This is a genomic window from Enterococcus spodopteracolus, from assembly GCF_030441955.1.
In the GTDB taxonomy this organism is placed as follows: Bacteria; Bacillota; Bacilli; order Lactobacillales; family Enterococcaceae; genus Enterococcus_B; species Enterococcus_B spodopteracolus.
The window spans coordinates 302082-314116 of sequence record NZ_JARJHD010000001.1 but is presented as its reverse complement, the minus strand read 5'-3'; the positions used below and the strand labels follow the sequence as shown (position 1 = coordinate 314116).

The 12035-nt window shown below is 37.1% G+C and carries 11 protein-coding genes and 1 riboswitch; of the genes, 3 read left to right on the top strand and 8 right to left on the bottom strand.

Annotation, left to right across the window (positions count from 1 at the left end; translation table 11 throughout):
- Nucleotides 1-217: 217 nt before the first annotated feature.
- Nucleotides 218-390: riboswitch (M-box (ykoK) riboswitch) on the bottom strand.
- 143 nt (nt 391-533) lie between these two features.
- The gene (ndk, locus tag P3R27_RS01460; protein WP_126134262.1) at nt 534-968 is read left to right on the top strand and encodes a nucleoside-diphosphate kinase; all 435 of its coding nucleotides are present in this window, start codon (nt 534-536) and stop codon (nt 966-968) included.
- A 179-nt stretch (nt 969-1147) separates the two neighbouring features.
- Here the strand turns inward: ndk and P3R27_RS01455 are convergent, their stop codons facing one another.
- The 4 genes from P3R27_RS01455 to P3R27_RS01440 all read right to left on the bottom strand — a co-directional run bounded on the left by P3R27_RS01455 (nt 1148) and on the right by P3R27_RS01440 (nt 7026).
- Entirely contained in the window at nt 1148-2014 is an 867-nt protein-coding gene (locus tag P3R27_RS01455; protein WP_126134263.1) for a helix-turn-helix domain-containing protein, read from the bottom strand.
- 485 nt (nt 2015-2499) lie between these two features.
- Nucleotides 2500-4578, bottom strand: coding sequence for an LTA synthase family protein (locus tag P3R27_RS01450; RefSeq protein ID WP_126134264.1), 2079 nt, complete (start codon nt 4576-4578; stop codon nt 2500-2502).
- A gap of 312 nt (nt 4579-4890) precedes the next feature.
- Complete coding sequence (locus P3R27_RS01445) at nt 4891-5439, bottom strand: hypothetical protein (protein WP_126134265.1); 549 nt, start codon at nt 5437-5439, stop codon at nt 4891-4893.
- 192 nt (nt 5440-5631) lie between these two features.
- The gene (locus tag P3R27_RS01440) at nt 5632-7026 is read right to left on the bottom strand and encodes a glycoside hydrolase family 1 protein (RefSeq protein ID WP_034686750.1); all 1395 of its coding nucleotides are present in this window, start codon (nt 7024-7026) and stop codon (nt 5632-5634) included.
- A gap of 298 nt (nt 7027-7324) precedes the next feature.
- Here P3R27_RS01440 and P3R27_RS01435 point away from each other — a divergent pair, with 298 nt between their 5' ends.
- Nucleotides 7325-7741 (top strand): hypothetical protein, encoded by a 417-nt coding sequence (locus tag P3R27_RS01435; RefSeq protein WP_034686752.1) that lies wholly within the window; start codon nt 7325-7327, stop codon nt 7739-7741.
- A 352-nt stretch (nt 7742-8093) separates the two neighbouring features.
- On the top strand, nt 8094-8255 hold the full coding sequence (locus tag P3R27_RS01430; protein WP_164546247.1) for a hypothetical protein: 162 nt from the start codon (nt 8094-8096) through the stop codon (nt 8253-8255).
- Between the two features lie 186 nt (nt 8256-8441).
- Here the strand turns inward: P3R27_RS01430 and P3R27_RS01425 are convergent, their stop codons facing one another.
- The 4 genes from P3R27_RS01425 to P3R27_RS01410 all read right to left on the bottom strand — a co-directional run bounded on the left by P3R27_RS01425 (nt 8442) and on the right by P3R27_RS01410 (nt 12033).
- Nucleotides 8442-9158: a deoxynucleoside kinase gene (locus P3R27_RS01425; protein WP_034686754.1), complete on the bottom strand. Its 717-nt coding sequence runs from the start codon at nt 9156-9158 to the stop codon at nt 8442-8444.
- Nucleotides 9159-9174: 16 nt separating this feature from the next.
- Nucleotides 9175-9615, bottom strand: a complete 441-nt coding sequence (locus P3R27_RS01420; protein ID WP_034686757.1) for a nucleoside 2-deoxyribosyltransferase — start codon at nt 9613-9615, stop codon at nt 9175-9177.
- Nucleotides 9615-10190, bottom strand: coding sequence for an LOG family protein (locus P3R27_RS01415; RefSeq protein WP_034686759.1), 576 nt, complete (start codon nt 10188-10190; stop codon nt 9615-9617). The genes P3R27_RS01420 and P3R27_RS01415 overlap by 1 nt, the downstream gene beginning before the upstream one ends.
- Nucleotides 10191-11025: 835 nt before the next feature.
- The gene (locus P3R27_RS01410) at nt 11026-12033 is read right to left on the bottom strand and encodes a sugar kinase (protein ID WP_034686761.1); all 1008 of its coding nucleotides are present in this window, start codon (nt 12031-12033) and stop codon (nt 11026-11028) included.
- Nucleotides 12034-12035 lie beyond the last annotated feature (2 nt).

The window sequence follows — 12035 nt, the reverse complement described above, 5'->3', positions numbered from 1 at the left end:
ACCAACGCTTTGTCTCCTTGTACACCGGACTTTCATCCATTTGTTCTCATCTCCTTTCGTTTACTTAAATTACTTTCTTGGCCGACTACTGGATACTTCAACTTCCCAACTTGATCACCCTCTAACACCTTTTTATTTGAAAAAACAGATCGGTGAGAAACAAAAAACCTTTCGCCAAAACTCAGCGAAAGGTCAAAAAAGTGCACAAAAAAAAGCATGGATGATCTACTCGTTGAGTTTTGGCACTATACAACGTAAAAAGCAAAAGAGCTTTTAGCTACCTTATGAAAAGCCTTATCTCGACAATTCCTGTTCTACCCATTGGCGTCTCTCGACATTTTTGGGCAGTAGCCTATGTTTGTATAGGAGCCTCACCTAACAAATCTTATTCAGTTTTTCCTCACCTAATGTAACAACTATTGGCTGGAATGTCAAACACATTTTCAAAAAAATTGAAACTATATGGGATTCGTTTGTCATGTTTTCTTTCTCTAGGTATAATGAACTTATCACAACAGATCGGAGTGAAGGATATGGAACGTACACTTGTTATTATCAAACCTGATGGGGTAAGACGTCATTTGATTGGCCGAATCATCCAGCGTTTTGAAGAAAAAGGATTCGCAATCGCTGAAATGAAATTCGCGACGATGACTGAAAAACTAGCAAAAGAACACTATCAACATCTATCTAATCGAAGCTTTTTCGATGACTTGATCGACTATATGACTTCTGGTCCAGTCGTCTATCTGGTATTAACAGGTGAAGATGTGATCGATCTCGTACGCAAAATGGTCGGTGCAACAAAAGCAGCGGATGCTGTTCCTGGGACGATCCGAGGCGATTTTGCCTTACCTGGTACAGAAAATATCATTCACGCTTCGGATTCACGAGATGCAGCCAATACTGAGATCACACGTTTCTTTCCGCCATTCGATACAAAGAAAGTAGAAGCTGCGAAAAAATGATTTTTTTGCTCACTGACTTTTTGAGTGCATAAATTTTTGATTATCTTATTGATCTGCCAGTCCTTCGGTTCGAGGTCATGCTCCACACGTTTAGTGAGAGGATTGACTCAATACTAGAGGGACTGGTTTTCCTTTTGTATTAAGTCAATGCCCACTAAATAGCCGCTTTCACCAAATCTCTAGCGTTGTGCTTGGATAGACAATAGTTTTTCTTCTAATTCATCTCGCTCTTCTTTACCTAAGGTATACTCGATCACTGCAAATAGTGTCTCAAACTCCTCTTTTTTGATGGGTTCCCCTAATGCTGTGGCGATCAATCGACGATAATAATCGGACATCAAACTCTCGTAAATGACTGCTGTCTTTGATTTCAAACCTAAACAACGATACATATCTTCATTGATGCTTCGTGCTTTTTTATATCTTCTTTTGTCGATATAATAGACAGTCAAATTCTTTAAAAAAAGAAACAAACACTGGTCATAACCTGACTTCATTGCTTTACGCATTCTTTTTTTAATTTTCAAATAATTGTTTTCGATAAAGGAATCGCTGAAAATAAAGGGGAACTCTGCTAATAAGTCTAGTTCATATCGGCCAAATTCTTTCAATTTCATAAAGTAATCTTCGATCATTCGTATCTCATATCCCAAAAATTCCAATTGGATATCTGGCTTCACACTTGATTTCCAATACATATGTATATTCAGTACGAGATAGTAAAGATCAGCCGTTCGCTTAAATTGCTTGCGATTGTCGGCGATTTCTTTGTAGGGATCAAAATCATCCTCCTGAACTTTATTCAAAAGATTACGTGTTTTTCTCGTTTTCCGTGGTTCTTCCACTTGATTTCGTAGCGATTCGTATTCAGTAAGTGTGATATTCAACCGATCAAGGAATGCCATCAGTGTTAAAAAAGAAATTTTTTTGATCGTACGATTCTCGATCCCCACAAGCGAAGTTTTTGAACAGATCCCCTCTGCTAATTGTGACTGTGTCAACTTGCGACTTACCCGTAATTTTTTGATCAATTCTCCATCGTGCATAATATGCCTCCTTTAGTGTGTGCATTTTCCAATAAGATCCTCTTCGTCAGAACAACAATCGAAAAAGAGAAATAACTATCGAAATATTTATTGCATTCACTAATTAAGTACGCATAAATAAAAAAAATATTTGAAGAACAATAAAAAAACTTCTAAAAAATGAAATTACAACTTTTTTAGAAGTTTAGTAAGGTTGTGAAAGAAGCGCTTTGACCTGAACAGCAAACTGAAAAAACAGAAAATAGCTCCCCATATTTTTTGATTTTTCAGTTTAGTGTTGAAGGTCAGCTACTTGAACACCGTTGATCAAGGTTGTGAGAAAGCCGTTCAGCTCCGAATATTAAGACGAAACTTGAGAAAATAGCTTTCTATGTTTTTTCAAGTTTTGACTTAATATTGAAGGAACTGGCTTTCGAACACCGTTTATCATCGGTTGTGAAAGAAGCCTTCAGCTAGCTTGCTCCTTCACCGACATCTAGCCATGTTTATGGTTTGTCCGCCAATTCATCCTCTACAGGGTATAGATTGGTTGTTGTTTGATCATGATTTTTAGAATAGACACTTGTTGAGGCTGCACCTTTGTCTTTTTCAATTTGTTGATTCCGTTGTACTTGATTCTTATAGTCATACTTTGCAGGGTCGATCGTCGTAAATCCATTTGGCACATAGAATCGCAAGAGATTTTCTTGATTGAGTTTATCAGAAAGACTCAAAGCTGTTTTTACCTGATTTTGTTCTTGTGCGACTTTTTGTTCCGCTGCTTGGTTTTCTTCAAGTAATGCCCCTGTTTTTGTATCATAGATTTTTCCACCTAGTACGGTGTAATCCGGCGCGACAAAATTCCCATTTCTAAATGCCACGACTTGATCATGTTGAGGTGAAAGTAAATCTGTACCAAAATGGATATAATTTTTGTCCTCGATTCCTAATAAATGGAGTAACGTTGGTAAAACATCGATTTCACCACCATACTCATGTTTGACTGTTCCTTTTGTATAACCTGGGATATGGAACATCAGTGGTACTCTTTGCATCTGTGCGTTGTCAAAATCGCCCCATGTTTCTGGATCTTTTCCTAGTGCTGAAGCAAGGTCTTTATTGTCTGTATTTGAGATACCAAAATGATCCCCGTAAATCACGAACATCGAATGGTCATAAATCCCAGAAGCTTTCAAATAAGTAAAAAACTGTTTGAGAGACTGGTCTAAATAATGGGCCGTTCGCACATAATTATCAACGGTACTATTTCCTGTATTCAGCGAAGGAAAATCAAAGTTTTTGTCATCTGTATAATAAGGTGTGTGATTCGTGACAGAAAGAAACTTCGCATAAAATGGTTGTTGCAAATGTTCGAGATAATTTGCGGATTCTCGAAATAGATTTTTATCTAAAATACCATAGCCAAGCATCTCATCTGATTCATCGAAATATGAGCGATCAAAGAAATTATCATACCCTAGATTTTTGTATACATGATCACGATTCCAGAAACTACCGACATTCCCATGAAAAACCGCACTGGTATAGCCTTGTGTCTGATCCAAGATGGCTGGAGCAGCTTGGAACACATTATCTGAACCTAATTCTGTAAACAACGAACCTTGAGGCAACCCAAACGTCCCGGTTTCCAACATGTTCTCAGCATCACTGGTTTTCCCTTGCCCAACTTCATGGAAAAAGTTATCAAAACTGATTGTTCCCTGATTGGTAAAGAGACTATTTAAAAAAGGAGTGACTTCTTGTCCATCTACTTTCATATTGATCAAAAATTGTTGAAAACTTTCCAAATGCAATACGATCACATTTCTCCCTTTTGCAAGTCCAAACATCTCTGGATCAGGAGCAGCGTAATGAGATTTTGTATAATCGAGGACTTCATCTAAGCCATTGCTACTTGCATGCGCTCTAACACTACTAGTAATCCCTGTTTTTATCCCATCATAGATCGTATAGGCATCAAGTCCAAGATATTTGACAATATAAGAACGATCGAATGTCCGTTGCAATAATTGAGGGCGATTCGCCTCACTCATTGCCAGATTCCCAGAGAAGATCAAAGCAGACAAACAAGTCACCGCAATCGCCACCGGCTTACGTACTGCAGGAGCTTTCAATGGTACCTTTTTTATAAATACGCGAATCAGCAGAAAAGCAAAGACGGCGATATCGATCCAATAAAGGATATCATGAGGCTTCATCAAAGAAAAAGAGCTACCAGATAATCCTTGGGAAACCTTGGAGAAACCTAGTGCTGATTTAACGGTAATGAAATCTGTGAACTCACGATAGAAAATAATATTCAAATATAGCAATAACGTATTTAAAAAATCGATGATAAATAAAACGATCAAACTTGTTCTGACTTTCTTAAAATACAAAGAAATACCAAAAAATAATAGCGTTGTCGCTATTGGATTGATCCATAAAATAAACGTTTGGATGCTTCCTTCTACGCCTAAAGAAAAATCAGTATAGTAGGCAAAAATCGTTTTCATCCAAAAGAAAAAGCCAGCAATCAAAACGATGAGTACTTGATGTTGGCCAATTTTTTTTAGTTGTGTCAAAGTCACCACTTCTCTCTAAATTATTGTTCCTGTCTATTTTGCTCCTAAACATTTAGTTTTTGCTAAAAAAATCTGTTTTTTTACTCTTTTTTATAAATTAATCACTGGTGTTCTATAGTTGCTTTTCTACTTTCTGGAAAGTAACTACTTCGAAAATAAGACGGAATCTAGGCAAATTGTCTTAATTTGCCTAGATTCCGTCTTATTGATCAGAGTTGAACATTTCTTGCGCCAACTCTTCAACGAGCTGATCTCAGTATTTTTACGTTAGAAAATGTGAACTTTTTTCACTTGTTTATGCGCTTGTCGCTGTTACGGTCCAGTTACTACACTAGAATTAGTCGTATTGGACGTCTCTTCGGATGAAGAGGCGGTGGTTTCAGTTATTTCTTGGATTTCTTCTGTCGTTTTCCGCCATTCAGTCAAGCGTTGATTGACCATCTCTGGGTCTACTTTGTCAGAATAACTAGAAGATACCTTTCCATTTTTTAATCGTGCGACTTTCTCTTTATCTTCGGTCAAAAGCAGCACGCTCAAGTGCTTGTCCCCGTGTTGGACTTGCCTGATTGAAATGGCACTTAATACATCATTCACATTGATGAATTGATTTTTTTCCTTGTCTTTTGGCAGATAAATCTCTAGTTCTCCCTTTTCGTAGTTCGCTACAACTTCGTAGTCCGCCCACCAATAGGTTGAAAATTCTTTTTTGAATTCATCTACTGAAGCTTTATTTGCAATGGTTGTTTCTGGTTCTTTGTGCGCAAGATCAGCGGTCATTTTACCAGAAAATACTGCGGATAACATAAGTATTATAAAAAAGCCAATTAACCAAAAGAGAAGAAAAGGCCTTTTTTTTCGCATACCTTCTTCCACTCCCATTCAAATTTACCTATTCTATTATATACAAAAAATGAAACTTTAAGCGAAGAAATTAAAGAAAAAGATAAAAAATAACACATACCGATGATGTATAAAAGTGAAAATCCCGAGATCATCGTGCATCTCGGGATCATTTTTTAAATTAAAAAATTTCAAAAAAGAACAAATTTCTAATCAAACAGAAAAACTACTTGTATCAGCTACTTCTTTGAACCAGTAGCCAGATTTTTTGATCGTCCGTTTGCCATTAGCTAGATCGACTGAAATAAAGCCATAGCGATTTTTATACGCATTCGTCCATGACCAGTTATCCATACACGTCCACATGTGATACCCTAAGCAGTTCGCACCTTCTTCAATGGCTTGATGCACATATTTTAAGTGTTCTTGGACAAATTCGATGCGATAATCATCATGGATCATTCCGTCAGCTTCAATAAAGCGGGCTTCATTTTCAACCCCCATACCGTTTTCTGAGATAAAACAGTCGATATTGCCGTAGTTGTCTCGAACATTGATTAAGATATCGTAAATACCTTTTTCATAAATCTCCCACCCGCGATAAGGATTCATTTTACGTCCCGGCATTTCATAGTTATCAAAGTAATCTTCGGGCATCGGGCCATTTGTTGTATCGACTGCTGTTTCTTTGGCTTTGACACGGCGTGGCTGATAATAATTGATTCCTAAAAGATCCACCGTATTATTTTTGATAATTGCTAGATCTTCTTCCTGCATGTCCGGAAGAAGATCTAGCTCGGTTACGATATCGATCAATTCTTGTGGAAATTCTCCTTTCACAGCGGGATCTAAAAATGAGCGATTGAAAAAGGCATCGGCGATTTGCGCAGCTTTCACATCGGCAGGATCGTTCTCATTTCTTGGATAACTAGGTGTTAAATTTAAGATGATTCCGATTTTACCGTCTTGTTTTGTTTCATGATAGGCTTTGATAGCTAAAGCAGAAGATAATGCCTCGTGATAACCAACTTGAACTGCTTTTTTCATATCCGACTCTTCAGGATAATGCCAACGATATAAATAACCAGCCTCGACAGGAACGATTGGTTCATTATGCGTGAACCATTTTTTTACCTTTGTTCCAAATAATTCAAAACAAGTTTTGGCATACGTTTCATAAGCTTCGACAGTTTCACGAGCTAACCAACCACCTTTTTCTTGAAGGTACATCGGCATATCGAAATGATACAAGTTAACAAATGGCTCAATACCATGTGCAATCAGTTCATCAAAATAACTATTGTAAAATGCGACTGCTTGGGGATTGACTGCACCTGTTTCATCTGGAATCAAGCGACTCCATTGAATAGATGTCCGAAATGAATTATGTCCGGTTTGTTTCATCAACTGGACATCTTCTTTATATTTTGTATAGACTTGTGATGCTTTTTCCGGACCGACTTGATCAAAGAATTTTTCTGGCTCTTTGGAAAACCAATAATCGAAAATATTGTCTCCTTTATGATCTCCAGGTATCCGTCCTTCTGTTTGTGGTCCACTTGCTGCAGAGCCCCACCAAAATTTTTCTGGAAATTGATATGTTGTCATTTTTGCACCTCGTTGATTCTTTTCATTTAAGTTTTTTATGTCGCACATCACAATATAGCAAACGTTTTCTTCACTTACAACCATTATTATAAACCGTTTTCCCAAAAAAGACTAGACCAATTAGGGTAAATAATAAAATAGAACCCACGAGACTAAAAATATTTACTTTCCAGAAAACTTCTCATAGGACCACTCTGAAACACCAATGGCTACAAAAACTTACTTTTTGTAGCCATTTATTTCATGTTGCTGGATTCAATGGTATAATCACTTTATCCAATCTACTGGGGGCATTATTTTGAAAAAAACATTGATTTACTTTACGTTGATTTTTGCCTTATTCGCTTTTTCTGGCTGTAATCAATCAAATCACTCAACGGAAGAAACAACGAATACGACCACTTTTCAGGCGGATAAATCTGATATAGTAAATAGCACCTATACACTGAAGGTCCGAAAAAACATGGACCTTGCCAATGCAGAGATCAAATTTAAAGATGACACGATGGAATGGACACGAACATATGCTGAGTCTGAAACTGATACAGCAAGCACGACTCCAGAGAAAATCGTGTTAACCGATATCAAGATCACAACTGAAAATGAGGAGTATACGATCGTTGGTAAAAAAGACGGTTCGACTCAGACTTTTCATTTTAGAAAAATCGGTAATTTTCGTATAGAAGATGAAGAAGGTAATATCTATACGTTATAGTTTGAGTGCATAACATAAAAGCAGCAGTCGAAACAGAAATGTTTAATCTCGAAAAATAAGGCGCCATCCACGAAAATTGTTCTTCTAATTTTTGTGGATGGCGCCTTATTTTTCGAAGTGATTACTTCTATTGCGACGTTTATTCAGTTTTAGAATATGCTGTCCCACTCATGTTTCTTTTCATTAGATCGTGCATCTTTTAGCCGTTTTTCACTATGAAAGCTCAAAATGATGAGTCAATTTTTTGACACATGCTCATCGCTAAAAATTCTAAGTTTTCTTAATTAATTTTGTTTCTATCCTGTGTTTCTGCTATAGTAAAGAAGCACTTGATATACTAAGGAGAAAGATTATGCAGACAGCAAATACTCAAGATTACTGTACCTGTACGACGAATCAAAATGTACACACAGAGATCAACGACCAAGGAAGAGTCAATTTTTGTGACCATTGCCATAAAATGATCGAGGGTTCGAATCAACCTTTTGAGTTTTTTACAAGCCGAGAAAAGTAGAATAAAGAAACAAATAATTAAAAATAGAGCGCGGAACCGAAGTGTTTAGTCTCTAAAAATAAGGCAATAACTACAAAAATCATTCTTCCACTTTTTGTAGTTGTTGCCTTTTTTTGAAGAGGAAACTTTATCTCCACTGTTTATTCGGTTCTAGTTTGAAAACAATAAGCGAATTTTGCTTTTGTCTTACATAGCACCTGACGAATCTAATTGCTGCCCTTTAGCATGTTGATTGTCTGTATAGTAACTTCCAGACTGCTGTTCTTCTAATTCAGCTAATTTTGCTTGGATCTGCTCTATCACGACTTGTGCATCTTCAGGTCTTTCAACAAAATCAAAGGCATCACCATCTATTTGGATTTTTGGACAAACATCAAAGTCTTCGTACCATTGATCATACCGTTCATTCAATGAGCGGTAATACTGATAAAGCGTTTCATCACTATCCAATTGTTCATAGTCTCGTCCACGTTTTTTGATTCGTGCCAACATCGTATCAAGAGAGACTTTGATATGCACGAGTAAATCGGGTCTTTTTTTAGGTGCAACATCATCTAATTCATGAAGCATCGTATCTAAGAGGTTATCGTATTGTCGGACTTCAATGTCTGACACACGACCCAAATCAGCATTTAGATGAAACAATAAACTGTCTTCATAAATCGAACGATCCAATACGTTATCATCATGGTTCAGTGCATTTTTCATCGCTAAAAATCGTTTATTCAAAAAGAAGATCTGTAATAAAAACGCATATTGCTCTGGATTCGAGTAAAACAAAGGTAGTACCTCATTGTCCTCTACATTTTCATAAAATGGTGTTGAATCAATCTTTTTGGCAAGCATATCGGTCAAACTACTCTTTCCTGCGCCAATTGTTCCTGAAATCAATATCACTGACATCTAATCCCTTCTCATTCTATAAATATTCGCCTTTATAAGTACTTTTGGGTAACATCTTAAAATCATATACTTGGATTGCTTCGAACGTTTTTACATATGAATGTAAACTTTGAGTGATCATCAAATTAGTTGGTACCGTTTCTTCTTGAAAAATGATGATCGGTTTGTCCATCACTGTGGCGACACCTAATTCATAGGCAGTGCCAGGATCGATCGTCTGATGTTCAAAGTCTAGGATTGCTACAACTTGCTCTGCCGAGGCAAGTTCTTTCATGTCTCTCTCGTAGACTTCTTGCGCCCATCCGCCACTAAACATCTCATAATTACTGTGTTGATGGTGTCTTGGTGAGTAGAAACTATCCACCGTTGGATTGGCAGTCAATGCCGTTTCAACCTGAGCAATCCGCTCGATTTGTTCATCTGAAAAGAATGGTCCTGCTAAATAAATATAACTCATTATTTAATCTCCTGCATCATTGATTTCGTTTGTTTTTCTGTTGCACATAATTGATTGATCAGCTCAAAAGGATCATTTGAAAAATAAAGATGGTTGAGCCATTTCTCAGCCATAAATCCTTCTCTCGCGAAATTCCCAATCAATTCTTTCAATCCTGAATAATACCCATGAACATCAAGGATACCAATAGGTTTTTCTGGTATCAGGCCGATCGCCATCCAGGAGAGTAGTTGCGAAAATTCTTCGAGTGTACCTAGTCCTCCAGGAAAGACCAGCACTGCTTCTCCTTTTTCGAATAGTAGTTCCTTACGTTTATCGATCGTTTCCGTTGGTATAAACGTGGTAACATCTGTTTTTGGTAATTCTGCAGAAAACAGCCCGACTGGATAGATCCCTGTTACTTGTCCGCCATTTTGTAAGATCGTGCGACTAAAAACACCCATGATACCTGAATCTGATCCACCATAAACCAATTCAATTTGTTTTTCTGCCATATATTTTCCAATCGTTTCAGCTAACAGAATATACTTCTGATCTTGCCCAGAACGTGAACCGCAAAAAATAGTCAACTTCAAAAAAAACACATCCTTACTAATCGATCTACCTTTATTCTACTCTTGTTTTTTTAAAATAAAAGACTAGATTTAGTTATATTTTAGTGTTATACAAAACAAAAAACACTATATATAGTGTTTTGTCTTCGGGTAACATTTCAATGAATTATGTTTTAATACTATTTTTTAAATAACTAAAAACTAAAAAAAGTATGGTCTTACTTTGTGATATTCTCTTTCTTTCGACTTTCTTACGAATAACATTTGACTTCTGTTGAAGAAAGAAATCCATTTTATTTCTTTTGTTATTTTTATTTATATCGATCAACAAATTCTCAACGGCTGATCCGATAGAAGATAGAAAACAGTCAAACGATCCATGAGGTCAAAACGCATGACTTGCCTTGATCATTGATAAGGAAGCATAAAAAAAAGCAATAAACGATGTTGTGGATCATTACTTGTTCTTTCAGACTTATAGTTTGATCAATCGTCCTTGGGTATACGTGTTGGACAAAAAAAGAAGAGGGAACGATTGTCCCTCCTCTTTTGGCACAGTAAATAAAAGCCCATACATTTTATTCATTTAATCGACAAAAAAGCTAGCAATCTCCTTTAAGATTCGATACAATGAACTCGGTCGATGGTTTCCATTGACTATGGCAAACTTGATTGGTCAATGCGTTGACTACTCAAGCCCTCAATTTTTAGCTGCCACTAAAAATTGGGGGGCCTTTTTTATTTGACTGTTTCTATCTGCCATTTATGATACTGATTCCTAGATTGAGAGTCAAGCAAATCTGAAAAGCTACAAAAAACTGTACCATTTTTGCCCCAGTTTTTTGTATAACTTTAGTTATCGGTTTAAATCTATCAATGGATGCGTCAATAATTGGTCCACTTGCTTTCTAGTCGTGAGTGGCACATCCCCTTGTATCGTGTGGGCTAAGCGTGAATTACCTAATGCAAATTGAACGGTTCGATCCAATGACCAATCCTCACTATAGCCTAATAAAATCCCCGCAGCAAAGGCATCACCTGCTCCAATACGATCTAAACTATCCAGTGGATACGCTTCTGTTTCGATCCATTCTGTCGAAGACATCAGATAGCCACTTAGTTGTTTCTTTTCACTGGTTGCTTGCCGTGTCGTACCAGCAAACCAATCGATTTGATAATCACTTAAAAATTCTTGGAACGAGCGAATCTTGGCAGAACGACTGGAAAGGTCGATCGGCCTCTCTAATAATTCAGACAAATCACGAACAGAACCAAAGATGATCGTGCAATAGGGCAGTATTTCTTGATAACGTTCTTTCATCACTCTTTTTTTATCTGGCTCTTGGTTTAGACTCGGACGAAAATTAAAATCAAAACAAACTTTTTTTCCTTTTCTATGCGCTGTTTTTGCTACAGCAAGCGCCACTTCCGCGGAATGCTCATTTAAACTCAAACTGATGCCACAGATGTGGACTAAATCAACTGTTTCGATAAAGTCCTCGATGGTATAATCAGCCACTGTCGCTAAACCAAAAGAACTATTTTTACGATTTTGATAGGTAATTTCTGTTGGTCTGATTCCATAGCCCATCTCAGCAAAATAAGTACCGATATGTCGTTCTTTTTGAATGACATAGGAGGTATTGATACCTAAACTCTTCAAATTAGCTAACGCTGCATCCCCCAAACGATTGGCTGGTAGTGCCGTCAACAAGTAACTTTCTACTCCAAAATGTGCTAGATTACCAACTAGATTCACACCTGTTCCAGTATATGCCATACGCAAAGTGTGCGTTTGTTCCAACATCAGATATTCAGGGGGTGTCAGCCTCAACATCACTTCACCAAATGCACCGATTTTCATGG

Excerpts from the sequence above, each read along its gene's own strand:
- P3R27_RS01420 (WP_034686757.1), bottom strand. The coding sequence starts at position 9,615 with ATGAGTTATATTTATTTAGCAGGACCATTCTTTTCAGATGAACAAATC.
- P3R27_RS01445 (WP_126134265.1), bottom strand. The coding sequence starts at position 5,439 with ATGCGAAAAAAAAGGCCTTTTCTTCTCTTTTGGTTAATTGGCTTTTTT.
- P3R27_RS01440 (WP_034686750.1), bottom strand. The coding sequence starts at position 7,026 with ATGACAACATATCAATTTCCAGAAAAATTTTGGTGGGGCTCTGCAGCA.
- P3R27_RS01455 (WP_126134263.1), bottom strand. The coding sequence starts at position 2,014 with ATGCACGATGGAGAATTGATCAAAAAATTACGGGTAAGTCGCAAGTTG.
- P3R27_RS01410 (WP_034686761.1), bottom strand. The coding sequence starts at position 12,033 with ATGAAAATCGGTGCATTTGGTGAAGTGATGTTGAGGCTGACACCCCCT.
- ndk (WP_126134262.1), top strand. The coding sequence starts at position 534 with ATGGAACGTACACTTGTTATTATCAAACCTGATGGGGTAAGACGTCAT.
- P3R27_RS01430 (WP_164546247.1), top strand. The coding sequence starts at position 8,094 with ATGCAGACAGCAAATACTCAAGATTACTGTACCTGTACGACGAATCAA.
- P3R27_RS01425 (WP_034686754.1), bottom strand. The coding sequence starts at position 9,158 with ATGTCAGTGATATTGATTTCAGGAACAATTGGCGCAGGAAAGAGTAGT.